General features: G+C 42.9%; 15 protein-coding genes and 1 pseudogene. 9 read left to right on the top strand and 7 right to left on the bottom strand.

Annotation, left to right across the window (positions count from 1 at the left end):
- Positions 1-18: 18 nt before the first annotated feature.
- The gene (locus R2S08_RS26295) at positions 19-2178 is read left to right on the top strand and encodes an alpha-N-acetylglucosaminidase (protein ID WP_316837910.1); all 2160 of its coding nucleotides are present in this window, start codon (positions 19-21) and stop codon (positions 2176-2178) included.
- Between the two features lie 652 nt (positions 2179-2830).
- On the opposite strand, the gene R2S08_RS26290 is transcribed toward R2S08_RS26295, so the two are convergent.
- The 3 genes from R2S08_RS26290 to R2S08_RS26280 are packed head-to-tail and all read right to left on the bottom strand — an operon-like array spanning position 2831 to position 7358.
- Positions 2831-4519, bottom strand: coding sequence for a sodium/sugar symporter (locus tag R2S08_RS26290; RefSeq protein ID WP_316837909.1), 1689 nt, complete (start codon positions 4517-4519; stop codon positions 2831-2833).
- A gap of 9 nt (positions 4520-4528) precedes the next feature.
- Positions 4529-5860, bottom strand: coding sequence for a xylose isomerase (gene xylA, locus R2S08_RS26285; protein WP_316837908.1), 1332 nt, complete (start codon positions 5858-5860; stop codon positions 4529-4531).
- Positions 5861-5882: 22 nt separating this feature from the next.
- Positions 5883-7358 (bottom strand): xylulokinase, encoded by a 1476-nt coding sequence (locus R2S08_RS26280; RefSeq protein WP_316837907.1) that lies wholly within the window; start codon positions 7356-7358, stop codon positions 5883-5885.
- 111 nt (positions 7359-7469) lie between these two features.
- Here R2S08_RS26280 and R2S08_RS26275 point away from each other — a divergent pair, with 111 nt between their 5' ends.
- The 3 genes and pseudogenes from R2S08_RS26275 to R2S08_RS26265 all read left to right on the top strand — a co-directional run.
- Positions 7470-8519: a LacI family DNA-binding transcriptional regulator gene (locus R2S08_RS26275; protein ID WP_316837906.1), complete on the top strand. Its 1050-nt coding sequence runs from the start codon at positions 7470-7472 to the stop codon at positions 8517-8519.
- Positions 8520-8603: 84 nt separating this feature from the next.
- Complete coding sequence (locus R2S08_RS26270) at positions 8604-9638, top strand: LacI family DNA-binding transcriptional regulator (RefSeq protein WP_316837905.1); 1035 nt, start codon at positions 8604-8606, stop codon at positions 9636-9638.
- Positions 9639-9659: 21 nt separating this feature from the next.
- Positions 9660-9815, top strand: a pseudogene (locus R2S08_RS26265) (SDR family NAD(P)-dependent oxidoreductase); the annotation flags it as partial.
- Here R2S08_RS26265 and R2S08_RS26260 read toward each other — a convergent pair.
- Entirely contained in the window at positions 9812-10699 is an 888-nt protein-coding gene (locus tag R2S08_RS26260) for a 1-aminocyclopropane-1-carboxylate deaminase/D-cysteine desulfhydrase (protein ID WP_316837904.1), read from the bottom strand. The pseudogene R2S08_RS26265 and the gene R2S08_RS26260 overlap by 4 nt on opposite strands.
- Positions 10700-10737: 38 nt before the next feature.
- Positions 10738-10914, bottom strand: a complete 177-nt coding sequence (locus R2S08_RS26255) for a hypothetical protein (RefSeq protein ID WP_316837903.1) — start codon at positions 10912-10914, stop codon at positions 10738-10740.
- A 157-nt stretch (positions 10915-11071) separates the two neighbouring features.
- Between R2S08_RS26255 and R2S08_RS26250 the strand changes: the two genes are divergently transcribed.
- Positions 11072-12103 carry an RluA family pseudouridine synthase gene (locus R2S08_RS26250; RefSeq protein ID WP_133777881.1) on the top strand — a complete coding sequence of 344 codons (1032 nt, stop codon included), beginning with the start codon at positions 11072-11074 and terminating at the stop codon, positions 12101-12103.
- A 3-nt stretch (positions 12104-12106) separates the two neighbouring features.
- Positions 12107-12946 (top strand): aminotransferase class IV, encoded by an 840-nt coding sequence (locus tag R2S08_RS26245; RefSeq protein WP_316837902.1) that lies wholly within the window; start codon positions 12107-12109, stop codon positions 12944-12946.
- On the opposite strand, the gene fmt is transcribed toward R2S08_RS26245, so the two are convergent.
- Positions 12941-13849 (bottom strand): methionyl-tRNA formyltransferase, encoded by a 909-nt coding sequence (gene fmt, locus R2S08_RS26240; protein WP_316837901.1) that lies wholly within the window; start codon positions 13847-13849, stop codon positions 12941-12943. The two genes, R2S08_RS26245 and fmt, sit on opposite strands and share 6 nt — an antisense overlap.
- Positions 13850-13956: 107 nt before the next feature.
- Here fmt and R2S08_RS26235 point away from each other — a divergent pair, with 107 nt between their 5' ends.
- From R2S08_RS26235 to R2S08_RS26225, 3 genes are all read left to right on the top strand, one after another.
- Entirely contained in the window at positions 13957-14997 is a 1041-nt protein-coding gene (locus R2S08_RS26235; protein WP_316837900.1) for a DNA topoisomerase IB, read from the top strand.
- Between the two features lie 131 nt (positions 14998-15128).
- Complete coding sequence (locus tag R2S08_RS26230) at positions 15129-15398, top strand: hypothetical protein (RefSeq protein ID WP_316837899.1); 270 nt, start codon at positions 15129-15131, stop codon at positions 15396-15398.
- Positions 15399-15434: 36 nt separating this feature from the next.
- Positions 15435-15713 carry a hypothetical protein gene (locus R2S08_RS26225; protein WP_316837898.1) on the top strand — a complete coding sequence of 93 codons (279 nt, stop codon included), beginning with the start codon at positions 15435-15437 and terminating at the stop codon, positions 15711-15713.
- 54 nt (positions 15714-15767) lie between these two features.
- Here the strand turns inward: R2S08_RS26225 and R2S08_RS26220 are convergent, their stop codons facing one another.
- Positions 15768-16925 (bottom strand): DUF1343 domain-containing protein, encoded by a 1158-nt coding sequence (locus R2S08_RS26220; RefSeq protein ID WP_316837911.1) that lies wholly within the window; start codon positions 16923-16925, stop codon positions 15768-15770.
- Positions 16926-17230 lie beyond the last annotated feature (305 nt).

The raw sequence follows: 17230 nt of genomic DNA, 5'->3' as shown, positions 1-17230 counted from the left end.
ATTGTTAATTTAGATCAGATGAATAGAATAAACATGCTATTTAAAAGTGTTTTATTGTTGTTTCTTGCATTTGCGGTTAGAACTGCAAATGCCCAGACTTATGAATCTGTTAAAGATCTGGTGAGCAGACGTGTGCCCTGGCTGTCTTCTTCGGTTATTTTTTCAACCATTCCTGCTGCTGATGGCAAGGATGTGTTTGAACTCTCCACCCATAACAATAAATTAAAAATCAAGGCTTCAAATGCCAATGCTGCGGCGCAGGGGCTAGGCTGGTACCTGAAATATTACTGTAAACGTAGTATGTCCCATTTTGGCGATAATCTTTCAGTAGTAGCAAAACTGCCGGTCATTGATCAAAAAGTGAGAATCGTTTCGCCATATCCATACCGCTACGCCTTAAACTACTGTACGATCAGCTATTCTATGAGTTTTTATCGCTGGGCAGACTGGGAGCGGGAGCTGGACTGGATGGCACTTAATGGCGTAAACCTGGTACTTGCGCCAGTTGGAATGGAAGCGGTATGGCAGAATACGCTGAAAAAAATAGGCTACACGGATAAAGAAACAAAGGATTTTATTGCAGGCCCTGCTTTTAGTGCCTGGTGGCTGATGGGAAATATGGAAGGCTGGGGCGGTCCGGTAAGTCAGACCTTAATCGATCAGCAGGCGGCTTTGCAGCAGAATATCATTAAAAGAATGAAAACGCTCGGTATTGAACCTGTGATGCATGGTTTCTATGGGATGATCCCCACAACGTTGAAAACTAAAATGGATATTAAAGTGATTGATCAGGGGAAATGGGCTGGCGGGTTTACACGTCCGGACTTCTTAACGACAACTGATCCTTCATTTAAAAAGATTGCGGACATTTATTATACGGAGATGAAAAACCTGTACGGAACTGATCTGCATTACTTTGGAGGAGATCCTTTTCATGAAGGCGGGAGTTCAAAAGGGGTTGATCTTTCTTCTTCGGCTGCTACAATTCAGCAGGTGATGCAGGATCATTATCCCAAAAGCACATGGGTATTGCAGGGCTGGCAATCTAATCCGGCAACCAAACTTCTGGATGGCCTGGATAGAAAGAAAACCTTAGTGATTGAGTTGTTTGGGGAGAATACCAACAACTGGGAACAGCGGCACGGTTATGAAGGCACACCATTTGTTTGGAGCAACGTGAGTAACTTTGGGGAGAAGAATGGCATCTATGGCAAACTTCAGCGCTTTGCAGATGAGGTATACAGGGCCAAACAAAGTCAGTACGGGCAATTTTTAAGCGGGGTAGGAATTATCCCGGAAGGAATTTATAACAACCCTGTTGCTTTTGATCTGATGCTGGAACTGGGTTGGCGCAGTAACCACGTGGATGTGAAACAATGGATAAAGAACTATCAGGAGTACCGGTATGGTAAATCCACCCCCGAACTGGAAAAAGCCTGGCAGCTGTTACTAAAAACGGCTTACAGTAGTCCCGAGATTTACCAGGAAGGTCCTTCAGAATCTATATTCTGTGCACGGCCGGGTATAGCTATAAAAACCGTTTCTTCCTGGGGGACCAGAAAAAGGAACTATGATATAGCGCAGTTCAAAGAGGCGGTGAAGGCTTTTGTTGCTGCCGCTCCTCAGTTCAAAGGCAGTGAAACTTATCAGACAGACCTCATTGATTTTGTAAGACAAGTACAGGCCAATAAAGGTGATCTGGTGTATAAAGATATGATGGATGCGATACAAGCAAGGGACCCTGAAAAGTTTAAAGCAAGTAGTTTGCAATTTCAACAATTGATCCGTCAGCAGGACTCCCTGTTGAGTAATAACCGGTATTTCACATTGAACAGATGGCTTCAACAAGCCATGTCCTTTGGTTCTACGCCAGAGGATAAGGTGATTGCACTAAAAAACGCGAAAGCCCAGCTTACGTATTGGGGTCCGGATACCAATCCAAAAACTGATCTGCATGAATATGCACATAAGGAATGGGCTGGTTTGCTGAGCTCTTTATACCTGCATAGATGGGAGAAATTTACAAAGGAGCAGCTAGCTAAAATGGAACAGCCTGACGTACAAGTACCCGATTATTTCAAAATGGAAACTACCTGGGCAGAAAGGCCGGATTTGTATGTGCCGACATTGCTTCCGGGTAAAACACTGAAAGAACTGATCAATCGGATATTGAAATAAATGCCTTGTTTTAACATTACAGGTGCCTGTAAGCTTTGTGGATGACGATGTGCATTGCTACATCAGTTTCAATTTTAGCCCCCACACTACCAGTCAGATGGTCTGTGGGGGCTGTCCTTTTAAGACGTGACTATGTCCTTCTTATTCCGGGCGAGAGTGTCTAATTTTGCCTTAGCATATGAAAAAGATAGTATTTATTATTATGTGCGCTCTTTTTTATAAAAGCAATCGGTTGCAGTTTAAGGCTGTTTTTCATGAACGGTTTAATTGTTATCATTTAAGCCTCAGTGTATCTCATTTGTGCTCTATTTATCCAAATAATGCAGATTTCTGATAAAAAGTATATTCAACCGATTGCAGCCCTCTGACAATCAACAGACTTCGGTTCTTTTCTATTGCTGGTAAAGATGGCAAATTTGTATGGGCAAAAGCCCGGATTACAGGAAAGCAGGTAGAAGTATGGAGTGCGGCTGTTCAAGAGCCAGTGGCTGTGCGGTATGCCTGGGCCGATAATCCTGAAGGTGCAAACCTGTACAATAAAGAAGGTTTGCCTGCCTCGGCTTTCCGGACAGATGGAGCCTCTGAAATCCATAAATAAAAAAAGGCTTGTGTTCCAGAAGAACACAAGCCTTTTTTGGTCATAAGGTACGAGTTACCAGAAGATCGTGTACAAAGCTACAATCACCCCGCAAACAATCAGTGAACCCACCGCAAAACCAGTATTGGTTTTGAACATGTTGCGGTCTACATCCAAACCTTTAGGATTAACACCTTTTCGGTTTTCCAGTGTGCTGATGATCCACATGGCCAGTATACAAATCACAAATACAAAGCCCATTCTGTCCAGGAAAGGAATCTCATAAAGCATCGTTCCATCCTTTTGTTCGGCCAGTTTGGAGAAACCAAAAGGACTTAACCATTCCAGATTGGTAAAAGCCGGAAGGACCTTAAACAGAACTGACAGAATAAAACCTCCTATAGTTGCAAAAAGAGCAGCATTGGAGGTGGTCTTTTTCCAGAAAAACCCTAAAATAAACATGGCAAAGATACCTGGTGATACAAAGCCGGTATATTCCTGGATAAACTGGAAGCCACCTTTTTTATCAATACCTAGTTGAGGGGCAATGATGATGGCCAGGATCATGGCAATGATTACCGTTGCCCTTCCAATCACCACTTGTTTATGCTCATTGGCCTCTTTATTGATCACCTTCTTGTACACATCGAGTGTAAAGATGGTAGCAATACTGTTGGCTTTTCCAGCAAGTGAAGCCACAATAGCTGCTGTAAGTGCTGCAAAAGATAAGCCTTTCAATCCGGCAGGAAGCAGGTTCAGCAATACAGGGTAGGCAGAATCCGCGTTCAGCGATCCGTCTTTCATCATATCATGATGAAAATTCCCATAACCCTCTTTGTATAACACATAGGCTGCAATACCTGGAAGGACCACAATCACCGGCATCAGCAATTTAAGAAAGGCCGCAAATAATAAGCCGCCTCTGGCTGTTTTTAAATCTGCACCAAGCGCCCTTTGGGTAATGTACTGGTTACAGCCCCAGTAGTTTAGATTCACAATCCACATTCCGCCAATTAACACCGTAAGACCTGGCAAGTCCATATAGTGCGCATTTTCTTTATGAAAGATCATATGGAAATGGTCTGTCGCTTTTTCTTTCACCAGATTTAAACCATTTAATACGCCCGAGGTTCCAAAATGGGTTGATACCAGTTGTAAAGCCAGGTAGGTGGTAGCCAGTCCGCCAAGGATCAGGAAGAAGACCTGGATCACGTCGGTGTAACCAATGACCTTCATCCCTCCAAGGGTAATGATGATGGCAAAAACAGCCAGAACATACATACAAGCCGTGGTATTGATGCCTGAAATGCTATTGATGGCTAAAGCACCAAGGTACAGGATCGAAGTCAAATTCACCACCACATAGAGCAACAACCAGAAGATGGCCATGATCATCGCTACTGTGCTGTTGTAGCGTTGCCCCAGAAACTGGGGCATGGTATAGATCTTGTTCTTGAGGTAAACCGGGATAAAAAATACAGCCACGATAATTAGTGTAGCAGCAGCCATCCACTCATAAGTAGCAATGGCCAGGCCCATGGTAAAACCGGAACCGCTCATCCCTATAAACTGCTCTGCAGAGATATTGGAGGCAATAAGAGAAGCACCGATCGCCCACCAGGTCAAAGAATCTTTGGCCAGGAAGAAATCTTTCGAATTTTCTTTATGCGCCTGCTTTTTGCGGTATACCGTCCATCCGTATAAAGCTACGATCAGAAAATAGACCAGGAAAACGACATAGTCGTATGTGCCTAATGCATTCATAAGCGTAGATTAAATAAATCTGTTGATGATGTTTTCCAATAATTCCTGCTGTCCGCTCAGGGTAGCCGGTTCACCTTTTTCTATAGCGTAAGCGCGCAGATCTTCCAGGTTCAGTTTACCCTGCTCAAAATCTTTACCTTTTCCGCCATCAAAAGAAGCATATCTTTCGGTTCTGATCTTTTTATAATCCGAATGCTGCAGAATCTGGTCGGCTGTAACCAATGCACGTGCAAAAGTATCCATCCCTCCGATATGCGCATAGAACAGATCAGCAGCATCTGTAGAATTTCTTCTGATCTTCGCATCAAAATTGATTCCACCACCTTGCAGGCCATTTGCTTCCAGAACGATCAACATCGCCTCTGTAATTTCATTGACATTGTTCGGGAACTGGTCTGTATCCCAGCCATTCTGATAATCACCTCTGTTGGCATCCATAGAGCCCAGTAAACCTGCATCAGCAGCAACCTGTACCTCGTGCTGGAAAGTATGGCCCGCCAGTGTAGCATGGTTAACTTCCAGGTTCAGTTTAAAGTCTTCCAGCAAATTGTATTCGCGCAGGAAACCAATTACTGTTGCCGCATCATAATCATATTGATGTTTGGTCGGCTCACAAGGTTTTGGTTCAATGAAGAAGGTTCCTTTAAAGCCTTGTGCACGTGCATAGTCTTTTGAAGCATGAAGGAATTTAGCCAAATGCTCTTGTTCCCGTTTCATTTTGGTATTCAATAAACTCATATAGCCTTCGCGTCCACCCCAGAATACATAATTCTCTCCGCCCAGTGCAATAGTCGCATCCAATGCCGATTTAACCTGTGCGCCGGCATGAGCCAGTACATGGAAATTAGGATTGGTTGCTGCGCCGTTCATGTACCTGCGGTTAGAAAACAGATTGGCTGTTCCCCAAAGTAATTTTACACCACTCTCTGCTTGTTTTTGTTTGGCGTAGTCTACAATAGCCTGTAAACGTCTTTCGTTTTCCAGTACATCGTTGGTATAATCTACCAGATCCACGTCATGGAAACAGTAATAAGGCAGGTTCATTTTGGTGATGAATTCAAACGCTGCATCCATTTTATCTTTTGCACGCTCTACTGCATCTGCTTTTTCATTCCATGGGTGAATGATGGTTGCTTCTCCAAAAGGATCGCCACCTGTAGCTACAAAAGAATGCCAGTAAGCACAAGCAAAACGCAAATGTTCTTTCATGGTTTTACCTGCAATGATTCTATTTTCATCATACCAGCGAAAAGCCAGTGGGTTATTTGATTCCAGTCCTTCGAACTTTACTTGTCCAATGCCTTTGAAAAATTCTTTTTCTCCTGTGATTACTTTAGTCATCTTAATTATATTTTGATTTTGGTTATAGTTGTTGATTTAAAAGCTGTAGCCAGTCCTGGTATACAGGCTCATATTGGCTGGTTAATGTGGGCTCCACAAATTGAATGGGTTTCAGGTTATGGAAGGCTTCGGAAGGGCTGCTGTAAATTTTCGCCCCAATTCCAGAGCCTAGAGCTGCCCCGGTACTGCCATCATTTTCATACAATTCTACCGGAACCCCTGTACTGTTTACAAAAGCTTCCAGGAAGAGGTTGCTGAGGAATAAATTCGCTTTGCCGGCACGGATAACGGTAGGAGCCAGGCCATTGGAACGCATAATGTCGAGTCCATAACGGAAAGCATAAGCAATTCCTTCCTGTACCGCCCTGAATATATGCGCCTTCTGATGTATGTTCAAATCGATATGGCTCATTTGAGCACCGATCAGTCTGTTGTTGAGCATACGCTCCGCTCCATTTCCAAAGGGCAGTATACGCAAACCATCTGCACCTATGGCCACCTGCGCAGCAGCGGCATTGATTTGTGCATAAGAATCTGTAGGGCCCATATTGTGCTTGGCCCAGCGGTTCATACTTCCTGTACCATTGATACAGAGTAAAATACCCAGTCGTTTTTGCTCCTGTGTATAATTGACGTGGGCAAAAGTGTTTACCCTCGATTGAGGATCAAAGGCCAGTTGATCGCTTACACCATAGATTACACCTGAAGTACCTGCCGTTGCCGCAATTTCTCCAGGCTCCAGTACATTTAAAGAAAGCGCATTATTGGGCTGATCACCTGATTTATAAGTAACCGGAGTTCCTTCTGCCAAACCGGTAAGCTGCGCGATACTTGCCGTCACCCGGCCATGCTCTGCAAATACAGGTTTGATTTCCGGAATAAGATCTCTGCTGAAGCCATAATAGTCCATCAGCGCTGCGGATAAGCTATCTGTTTTAAAATCCCAGAATACCCCTTCAGATAAAGCTGAAATACTGGTGCTGATCTGCGAAGTGAGTTTCATCGCAATGAAATCACCTGGAAGCATGAATTTATCCACCCTGGCGTAAACCTCTGGTTCATTCTTTTTTACCCAGGCCAGTTTGGAAGCCGTAAAATTCCCTGGAGAATTGAGCAGATGAGCCAGACAATATTCCTCTCCCAAGGCTTCAAAAGCTTGGTTTCCAATTTCTACAGCCCGGCTGTCACACCAGATAATACTGTTGCGTACCAGGTTCTGTTCTTTATCTACCAGCACCAGTCCGTGCATTTGATAGGCGATGCCTATAGACGCAATATCACTGGCCTGAAACGAAGCTTGTGTTTTACATTTGTTAAAAGCCTGCAGTGTATGTTCCCACCACATGTCAGGTGATTGCTCTGCCCAGCCGGTTTGTTTAGATAGGATGGGGCTTTCTTCGTCAGGATATTGTGCTGAAGTAACTACCCGTTGTGTTTCTACATTGATAACGGCTACTTTTATAGAGGAAGTACCTATATCTATTCCTAGTAACAGCATATGATTTTTTGTTTCATGGTTGTTTAAATCTGGTTAGCAGAAACGAATTTAGGAGAATAATTTTGTTTTGCAATCGATTGCCCTATTTTTTTTTATATTTTTGTATTTATTATGCAGCGTCAGAAAAGAACAACCATCTATGATATTGCCCTAAAGCTGAATTTGGCAGCTTCTTCTGTGTCCAGGGCACTTAGTAACAGTAATAAAGTTAATGCTGCAACAAAAGCACTGGTGCTCAAAACTGCTGCAGAAATGAATTACCAGCACAATGCGATGGCCTCCAACCTGAGGAAAGGGAATAACCCAACTATTGGTGTGGTGGTGCCCAGGATCAACCAGTTTTTCTTTTCCAATATTATCGCCGGAATTGAAGAAGTTACTTATAAAAAGGGCTATAACCTGATCATCTGTCAGTCCAACGAATCGCATGCGCGCGAGGTGGATTGTGTCAATGCACTGGTGAACCAGCATGTGAGTTGTATCATCATTTCTATCGCCGCTGAAAACGGACCCCATGAACACTTGCAACAGGTGCTGGATCACCAGATCAGGCTCATCCAGTTTGACCGGGTGGTAGAGGAACTGGATACTTTTAAAGTGATCAATAACAATGAAAAGGCCTCTTATGAAGCCGTAACACATCTGATAGAGCAAGGTTACCGCAGGATAGCCTTGTTGGAAGGCCCGCAACAGCTGGATATTTTCCGTCAGCGTAAAGAAGGTTATCTGGCTGCGCTTCGTAAGCATAATATTCCGGTTCTGGAAGAACTGATGTGCGAAAATGCATGGACCAAGGAATTGGGTGCAGCAGCCACCGCTCAGTTGCTGGGCCTGGAGAACCCTCCAGATGCAATATTCGCTTCCACTTCCGATTTCTCTGCTCTGGGTGTTCTTGAAGTAGCTACCAATAAAGGAATCCAGATTCCTAAAGACCTTGGGATTTGCGGCTATTCCAATGAACCTTTTACCGAACTGACCAGTCCGTCTATTACCACTATTGATCAGTACAGCATCAGTATGGGAAAAACCATCGCAAACCTTTATTTCCAGGAGATGGAAGGACTGGAATTCAATGTAGAACCTAAAATTGTAAGTATAAAACCTAAAGTCATCGTCAGAAAGTCAACCCAACGAATTCCAGGCGTAAATACGACCGCTTGATTCCCTGCGTTTTCTAAAAAATGCAATGGATTGCATTTTTTAGAAAAATGATTACTTTAGGGCCGGAAAAATGTCTGGCCAAATATGAAAAATGAGAAAGTAGTCACGATCTACGATCTTGCAGAACGACTGAATCTTGCCCCCTCTACCATCAGCCGGGGGCTTCAGGACAATCCTGCCGTTACGGCTAAAACCAGGAAGAAAATATTTGATGCGGCCACAGAGATGGGCTATCGCTTCAATACCTTTGCCCGCAACCTGCGCAAACAGAAAACCAATACCATTGGGGTCATTGTGCCCAGGTTAAACAGTTATTTTATTTCCGATATTCTGGCTGGTATAGAAAAAGAACTCAATGTATCTGGCTATAACATGCTGATTAGTCAGTCTCTGGAACTGGAAGAGAATGAAATTAAGTATGCTGCGGAAATGCTCCAAAATAGGGTAGATGGGCTGATTGTGAATTTAGCCGCCAATACCCGTAACCTTGATCATTATAAAGAATACATCCGTCACCGGATTCCCCTGATTTTTGTGGATAGGGTGATCGAGGAAGATGATTTTAGTAAAGTGGTGATCAATAATGAAAAGGCAGGCTATGAAATCACCAATCATTTAATAGAGCAGGGCTGTAAATGCATTGCCCATCTTACAGGCAACTGTATGCTGAATGTTTACCAGGAAAGGAAACTGGGGTACGAACGTGCTTTGGCAGAACATCAGTTCCCTAAGCAGCAAGAGCTGATTTTTGAAACAGACCTTACAGAAGAATCTTCCATATTAGTTGCTAAACAGCTGTTGAAAATGAAGAACAGACCTGATGCACTTTTTGTGGCCAATGACCTTTCTGCGGTGATCTGTATGAAAGTTTTTAAAGATGCAGGACTTCGAATTCCGGAAGACATTGCAGTTGCCGGATTCAACAACGACATCATCTCCCGGATTTCAGAACCTATGCTGACCACCATGAATTATCCAGGTGAAGAGATGGGGAAAATTGCAGCAAGACACCTGGTTAGCCAGCTTAACGGAGAAGATGATGCGGCATTGACCAATACCATTATTCTAAAATCACAGCTGCTGATCCGGCCATCCTCCTTAAAAAAGAATACGATATGAGTACAAAAATATAAGAAGCCCTTTGCTGAGGTAACTGATGCCGAATTTTATAATGTGATCCAAACCAATGTCCTGTCTGTATTTGCCATCAGCAGGGAAGTGAGCAAGGTGATGATTGCTGCCGGAAAGGGATCGATCATCAACCTCAGGAGGCAAAACACATTTACGGAACATTAAAGTAACCGAGCTGCATCAGATAACTGTTGCTTTTTACCAAGGATGCCCAGCAGCCCACCGGTATGAAGGGCTACAATCTTCTCTCCTGGATTAAAATAACCTTGTTTTGCCAGATCATCAATAGCATAAAACATCTTCGCTGTATATATGGGATCAATCAGCATGCCTTCCCGCGCTGTAAAACCAGTCATGAACTGAAGCAATTCAGGCGAAGTTTTTGCGTAACCCCCAAAATGGTAATCCGTATGCAGGTTCAGTTGTTCTATGGTTTTCGTGTAATTGTAAATCTCCCCGGCAATAAAATCGCCACCTTTTAATACCGGTACAACATGGAGCTGGGTCTTCAGATTCTGCTGGCGGATGCCTTTTAAAAGACCTGCCGCAGTTGTTCCTGTTCCTGCAGCACAAAATAAATGATCGACATCTCCAGGAAGCTCCTGAATGATTTCTGCGCAACCCTTTACGGCTTCTGCAGAAGCCCCCCCCTCATCAATAAAATAAGCGGAAGGGTCTCCACCGAAATAGACCTTGAACAAACCATATTTATCCTTATAAGCTTCTCTGCTGATAAAGATCAATTTCATTCCATAAAGTTTGCAAAGAAACAAGGTGTCATTTTCTACCTCTTCACCGCGCACAAAACCAGTAGATTGTAAACCCGAACGAGCGGCGGCAGCGGCAGTGGCAATAAGGTGATTGGAATAGGCGCCTCCAAAAGTAACCAGATGTGTTCTTTTTAAATGGAGTGCTTTAGCCAGGATATATTTGAGCTTACGCCATTTATTCCCGGAGATATAGGGATCAATGAGATCATCCCTCTTGACGTATAAACGTGCAGAGGGATGTTTTAATTCGTGTAACGGACTATGTATCGCTTCAAACATGAGGCAAATATAAAGTCCATTTTACATTTCCAGCCCGATTAAGCTTTGAAATAGATTTTTTTAATCAGGTAAGGAAAAAAATTAAGAACGATTTTAACATTTTGGGTAAAGGCTTTCATAGGTATTGATTTTATATTCTCTTGTGTAGGGTAGGTATCGTTTCTTGTACTGATGAAATTGCGGTGGGCTTGTTCATTCATTTTGTGCAGTTTCATTTTATCGGCGTTATTTTTTTAAAAAATTTATTTTCTGTGGTTTTGAAGCCCTTTTGCCCTGTAACAAAGTGGGTTTTGCAGGCTTGCATCCTACCCTAACAAATAGTAAGCCAATTTCTTTTTTAAATATGTAATTGTTAAAGATTAGTTTTGTAAAATGGAAAATACCAACGCCGGAGTAGAATTAGAGGAGCAGGATTTATATGAACATTTTAATATTGTTGTAGATAAGGGGCAATCTTTGCTCCGGATCGACAAGTTTTTGATGCACCGTATGGAAAATGCGTCACGAAACCGTATACAAAATGCTATAGACGCCGGGAATGTTTTGGTTAATCAGAAAACGGTAAAGCCAAGTTATAAAGTAAAACCAGCTGATGAGATTTCCATTGTTTTTCCTCATCCACCAAGAGATACCGAAGTTTATCCGGAGGATATTCCCCTTGACATTGTCTATGAAGACAACGATTTGCTGGTGGTGAATAAAGAAGCGGGTATGGTGGTGCACCCTGGATATAATAATTATACCGGAACCCTGGTCAATGCGCTTGCTTTTCATTTTGAACAATTGCCCGAGCTTCCCGGAAATGAGGGGAGACCTGGTCTGGTGCACCGTATAGATAAGGATACATCAGGATTGCTGCTGATCAGCAAGAATGAAATGACCATGACCAAACTGGCCAAACAATTTTACGACCATACCATTACCCGTAAATACCTGGCCTTGGTTTGGGGAGATCTGGAAGAAAATGGCACAGTTACTGGTTATATCGGTAGAAGCGCGAAGAACCGGATCATCATGGACATTTACGACGATGAAGAAAAAGGCAAGTGGTCTGTAACACATTATACCGTTCTGGAACGTTTAGGATATGTAACCCTAATCAGCTGCCAGCTGGAAACTGGCCGTACACATCAAATCAGAGCACATATGCAGCATATTGGACACCCACTATTCAGCGATACGAATTACGGAGGAGATAAAATTCTAAAAGGAACAACCTTTGCCAAATACAAACAGTTTGTTCACAATTGTTTTGAGCTGATGCCCAGACAAGCCCTTCATGCACAAACTTTAGGATTTATTCATCCAAGCACTAAAAAATATCTGGAATTTGAAGCACCTTTGCCGGCTGATTTTGATGCGGTACTGAACAAATGGAGAAACTACATCGTACAGCCACAATAATACATGCAACACGAGTATATTTTACACAACGACGAGTTTTTTACAATTCACCATCCGATACTGACTTCCAGTAACCGCAGTTTCCGTTACGGGGACGGCTTATTTGAAACCATGCGCATGAGCGGTGGTAAGCTGTTGTTCCCTGAGTTGCATGCCGACCGGCTTCGTGCAGGGATGAAGGCCCTTAAAATAGAAGGCAGTGTTTTACTGGATGAATATTTTCTGAAACAGAAAACGGCAGAGCTTTGTAAAAAGAATAAATTAAGAGATAATGTGCGGTTCCGGTTGTCGATTTACCGTAACGGTGATGGCCTGTATACCCCAAACAGCAATAAATCAGGTTATATCCTGGAAGCCAGTCCGCTTACCGAGAGTGGCTATGAACTGAATAAAAAAGGCTTGATCATAGATGTCTTTGATGAGATCACCAAGCCCATCAATCCCTTGTCCAATTATAAAACCAGCAGTGCGCTGGTGTATGTGATGGCAGGATTGTTTAAAAAACAACACAAACTGGACGAGGCGATTATTCTCAATCAGAACGGTTTTCTTTGTGAGAGCATCAGTTCTAATGTATTTGTTGTGTACGACAAGCAAATCTATACGCCGGCATTGTCTGAGGGATGTATTTCTGGTGTCATGCGCAAAGTGGTGATGGGACTGGCCAAAGCCAACGACATTTCCATCATAGAAGCTCAACTCAATCCCGAAGTGTTGAGAGAAGCCGAAGAAGTTTTTATCACCAATGCCCTTGGCGGTATCCGCTGGGTAATGGGTTATGGAAGAAAAAGATATTTCAATGAAGTTTCCAAAGGATTAAGTACAATGTTGAATAATTTATAAGCGCATACCTCTTAAAAATTCTTCCACAGACATCCTTTTTTTGCCTTCGTATTGCAGATCCGTTAATTTTAAAAAGCCATCACGGGTGGCAAATTTCAAAAAGGTTTTGCCATCTGTTAAAAAACTCCCGGGTGCCACATCAGGCACCTGGTTTTCTATTTTTGCTTTAAATATTTTAAGTGTTTTATCGTTTAGTTTGGTAAATGCAGTAGGGTAAGGGCTCAATCCTCTGATCAGATTGTACACAGTCTGAACTGGCAGGTCCCAATTGATCTGGCAAAAATCTTTAAAAATCTTGGGCGCGTGTTTAAGCTCCTCTGCCGCAGGTTGAGGGATTTCCTGGTAATCACCCGTTTCAATGGCTTTAACGGTCTTCACTAGCAGGCCTGCGCCTACAACCATCAGTTTATCATGCAGGTCACCAGCGGTATCTTCGTCACTGATGTTGACAGTCTCGGAAAAGATCACATCACCCGTATCTATTTCATGTTTTAAAAAGAAGGTGGTTACACCGCTTTCCTTTTCCCCGTTAATAATCGCATGATTGATTGGCGCTGCACCGCGATAATGGGGCAGGAGCGAAGCGTGTAAATTGATAGTGCCTTTTGGCGGCATGTTCCAGATCATTTCCGGCAGCATCCGGAAGGCAACCACCACCTGAAGGTCAGGCTTTAATTCCTGAAGATCGGCAATGAATTCCGGGTCCTTAAGTTTAACAGGCTGAAGTACTTTAATTCCATGTTCAACAGCATATTTTTTTACCGCACTTTCACTAAGTTTCTGCCCTCTTCCGGCTGGCTTGTCTGCCGCAGTAACTACTGCTGCTATTTCAAAACCTGCTTTAACCAAAGCATCTAAAGATGCTACTGCAAAATCGGGCGTGCCCATAAAAACTAATTTCATCCGGATATGTTTATTGTACCTATAATCAAAGCCTGGAAATTTAAAGACCCCTGGCTTTATTGAAAAGCAAAATAACTAAAAATTTAACGTATATCCTTCCTTTGCTTATGGTTCAGACAATAGAAGAAATAAAAGAAAGCGGTTTGGTTTACCTTACCGATAGTATGCCAGGTATTTACAGAAAAGGAAAGCCTGGTAAATTTTATTACACCGATCAGAAAGGAAAGCGGATCACCGATGAAAACCAGCTGGACCGTATCAAAGCACTTGTACTGCCCCCGGCCTGGACATCTGTTTGGATTGCCCCTAAAAAGAACGCTCATCTCCAGGCTACTGGAATTGATGCCGCCGGACGGAAGCAATACCGCTACCACCAGAAATGGACCATGCGGCGTTCTGATACAAAATATTTCAGGCTGCTGGAGTTTGGGAAAGTTTTGCCGCAGATGCGTAAAAGAATTGCCAAAGATCTTAGACGAAAGCAGTTTGATGAACAAAAAGTTCTGGCCATTTGTGTACAGGTCATGTTGAAAACCCTTATCCGTGTAGGTAATGAAACCTATAAACAGTTGTATGGCAGCTATGGATTAAGTACACTGCGGGATAAACATGCAAAGATTGAGGGGAATCAGTTGATCCTGAGTTTCAAGGGGAAAAAAGGGGTCCAGCAAGACATCCGCCTAAACGACCGGACACTGGCGAGATTGGTTAAAAAGTGCAGAGACATCCCCGGACAGGAACTTTTTCAATATTATACCAGCGGTAAGGCGCATCAGTCTGTAGATTCCGGACAGATCAATAACTACATCAGGGAAATCAGCGGAAGCGATTTTACTGCAAAAGATTTTCGTACCTGGGGAGGTACGCTGGAAGCCTTGCGGCAACTGGCCAGATGTACCAATGTAGAAGATGACCGCCCGAAGAAAAAGGTCATTGTTGAGGTTTTGGACTGCGTTGCCGGAAAACTTGGAAATACGCGTGCAGTTTGTAAAAGCTCTTACGTTTATCCTTTATTGCTGGAGACCTTTGAAAAAGACCAGCTGGCGAAATACCTTCAACAGGTTCATATTGATAAGGCGCAGACCCAGTCTGCTATGGAAAATGATGAAAAGGTTTTAATGAAATTTTTAAAGTCTATACGAAAATAGGTTTTTCTTTTGTGAAAGTTTTAATAGTTGAATTAATTGTCTGTGTGCTATTGTTTATCTGAAATTAAATTATAAAATTTGAATGTGCCCTCTCCAATCAGAAGGTGTAATACACACAAACACACACACAAATGAAAAAATTAACAAATCTTGTCGCAATGACATTGGTCGTTTGCACGCTTTCCAGCTGTGCAACAGTATTTGGTGGGCAGGTAACGGAAGCCCAAAGAACTAAGCCCGCCCCCGGACAACCTTCGCGAGCCATCAGGCCGGTAGCATTGATCGCAGACATCATTCTCTTCTGTCCAAGTTTAATTGTAGATTTTGCAACCGGAGCTATTTACAAACCTGAGGTAAAGAAACCGACAGAAACCCCTAAACAAACCGCACAAAACAATTAACTAAGCTCTCTGTACCGATAGGTGCACACCACATTTATGAAGAAAACGAACACCTCAATAGCCATGTTACTGGCTGTTTGCATGCTTTCGAGCTGCGCCACTGTATTTGGCGGGAAAATAACTGAGGCACAAAGAACCAGACCTCTTCCAGGGCAACCATCAAGAGCCATCAGACCTGTCGCACTTATCGCAGATCTGTTCTTTTGGCCGGGAATTATTATAGATTTTGCAACCGGAGCCATTTACAGACCCGAAAAAGCGGAAGTCAAAAAAGAGCCAGAGGCAAAAAAGGACCTTGCTGAGGTGAAAATTTAACTAAAATGCCCTGTATTACACAGGGCATTTCTTATTTCTTTGGCGGTGTTTTAACTAAGGATACAACAAGTATTTTTTGCGCATTGTTTTGTATTTGCTTAAGCCAGGTTCCCAACTGGCCCTGATTTCTTTCTCAGATTTGCCTGCAATAATTTGTTGTCTGAAGTCCGCTACGCCAACCAAACGCTCAATAACCCCCATTTGATTGCTCAGCTTAGAGTTGAAAAAGTCAGCTTTATTAGGAGAGGCTTTGTACAGTTCAATCAGCCAGCTGAGTTTGATCTTTTTATCCTTTCTGAAATTATCCGTGTCGTATTTCCTTAAATCCAAACCGTAGCACACCTGGTTCATAAACAAAGGGGTTTCAGCCATGCCCTTAATACTGATTGGTGTAAAAGAGAAGCTGTATTTTCCTTTAAGCGCCGGCGACCCAACAATTGTAAAAGGAAACTGAGTACCCCGGCCAAGGTTGAGGTAAGTACCCTCAAACAAGCAGGTTGTTGGATATAATAAAATGGACTGTGGCGTATTCAGATTTGGTGAAGGTTTTACCGGAAGTTCATATGGCGTGTCGTGGGTATAATTAGCCACCTTAATGATCTGGAGTTTGCAGGTCAGTTTATTGTCCAGCCAGCCTTCACCATTTAGCATTTGCGCATATTCGGCTACAGTAAGCCCATGCACAATAGGAATAGGTTTTAAGCCAATGCCAGACTTGAACTTCGGATCCAGGATGGGACCGTCCACATAAAAACCATTGGGATTTGGTCTGTCCAGGATCATTAATTCTTTTCCATGCTCCGCACAGGCCTCCATTACATGCTGCAAGGTGTTGATATAGGTGTAAAAACGTACACCGACATCCTGAATATCAAAAACCATGATGTCTATATCTGCGAGTTCCTCTGCTGTAGGCTTTTCGTGTTTTCCGTATAAGGAAACTGCTTTGATACCAGTTTTGGCGTCTACATCATCATCTACATGAATGCCGGCACTCGCGTTCCCTCTAAAACCATGCTCCGGGCCAAAGATCTTTACAATGTTTACCCCTCTTTTAAGCAGGCTGTCTACAGAATTTTCCTGGCCAATGATCGAAGTTGGGTTTACCACCATACCTACCCGTTTTCCTTCCAGTAAAGGGAGGTACAATTCCGTTTGCTCTGCACCTGTACGAATATCCTCCAGAGGAACCTGCTTGTGTTTCTTACCCATAGGTACCGACTGGACGCTATAGGTGGCCAGGGTGTCAGAATGAAACTGATCAGGTGTTTTAGCTGCACAGTTTTTTAAGGCCAGGGTGCTTAAAATCAAATATATAAACAGGGATGCGGTCGCTTTCATAGGCTTTGGATTTTCATTAGTATATAATTAATTTTAATGGTTATGAAGCTATCATAAGCATATTCACTGCTGTTTGTAAGCGGTATGCTTATGATGGTTTCATTAGTATTAATGAACTCGTAAACTCGGTTTGTTTTTTAATGGTTATGATGCTATCATAAGCATATTCACTGCTG

This window comes from Pedobacter nutrimenti (assembly GCF_032678445.1).
Taxonomy (GTDB): Bacteria; Bacteroidota; Bacteroidia; order Sphingobacteriales; family Sphingobacteriaceae; genus Pedobacter; species Pedobacter nutrimenti_A.
The sequence above is the reverse complement of the archived record's forward strand: the minus strand, read 5'-3'. Positions and strand labels throughout refer to the sequence as shown.

What these genes read in the sequence shown, in the direction of transcription:
- R2S08_RS26225 (WP_316837898.1), top strand. Translation starts at nt 15,435, where the DNA reads ATGAAGAAAACGAACACCTCAATAGCCATGTTACTGGCTGTTTGCATG.
- R2S08_RS26230 (WP_316837899.1), top strand. Translation starts at nt 15,129, where the DNA reads ATGAAAAAATTAACAAATCTTGTCGCAATGACATTGGTCGTTTGCACG.
- R2S08_RS26255 (WP_316837903.1), bottom strand. Translation starts at nt 10,914, where the DNA reads ATGAAACTGCACAAAATGAATGAACAAGCCCACCGCAATTTCATCAGT.
- R2S08_RS26280 (WP_316837907.1), bottom strand. Translation starts at nt 7,358, where the DNA reads ATGCTGTTACTAGGAATAGATATAGGTACTTCCTCTATAAAAGTAGCC.
- R2S08_RS26270 (WP_316837905.1), top strand. Translation starts at nt 8,604, where the DNA reads ATGAAAAATGAGAAAGTAGTCACGATCTACGATCTTGCAGAACGACTG.
- R2S08_RS26235 (WP_316837900.1), top strand. Translation starts at nt 13,957, where the DNA reads ATGGTTCAGACAATAGAAGAAATAAAAGAAAGCGGTTTGGTTTACCTT.
- R2S08_RS26290 (WP_316837909.1), bottom strand. Translation starts at nt 4,519, where the DNA reads ATGAATGCATTAGGCACATACGACTATGTCGTTTTCCTGGTCTATTTT.
- R2S08_RS26220 (WP_316837911.1), bottom strand. Translation starts at nt 16,925, where the DNA reads ATGGGTAAGAAACACAAGCAGGTTCCTCTGGAGGATATTCGTACAGGT.
- fmt (WP_316837901.1), bottom strand. Translation starts at nt 13,849, where the DNA reads ATGAAATTAGTTTTTATGGGCACGCCCGATTTTGCAGTAGCATCTTTA.
- R2S08_RS26245 (WP_316837902.1), top strand. Translation starts at nt 12,107, where the DNA reads ATGCAACACGAGTATATTTTACACAACGACGAGTTTTTTACAATTCAC.
- R2S08_RS26275 (WP_316837906.1), top strand. Translation starts at nt 7,470, where the DNA reads ATGCAGCGTCAGAAAAGAACAACCATCTATGATATTGCCCTAAAGCTG.
- R2S08_RS26260 (WP_316837904.1), bottom strand. Translation starts at nt 10,699, where the DNA reads ATGTTTGAAGCGATACATAGTCCGTTACACGAATTAAAACATCCCTCT.
- R2S08_RS26250 (WP_133777881.1), top strand. Translation starts at nt 11,072, where the DNA reads ATGGAAAATACCAACGCCGGAGTAGAATTAGAGGAGCAGGATTTATAT.
- R2S08_RS26295 (WP_316837910.1), top strand. Translation starts at nt 19, where the DNA reads ATGAATAGAATAAACATGCTATTTAAAAGTGTTTTATTGTTGTTTCTT.
- xylA (WP_316837908.1), bottom strand. Translation starts at nt 5,860, where the DNA reads ATGACTAAAGTAATCACAGGAGAAAAAGAATTTTTCAAAGGCATTGGA.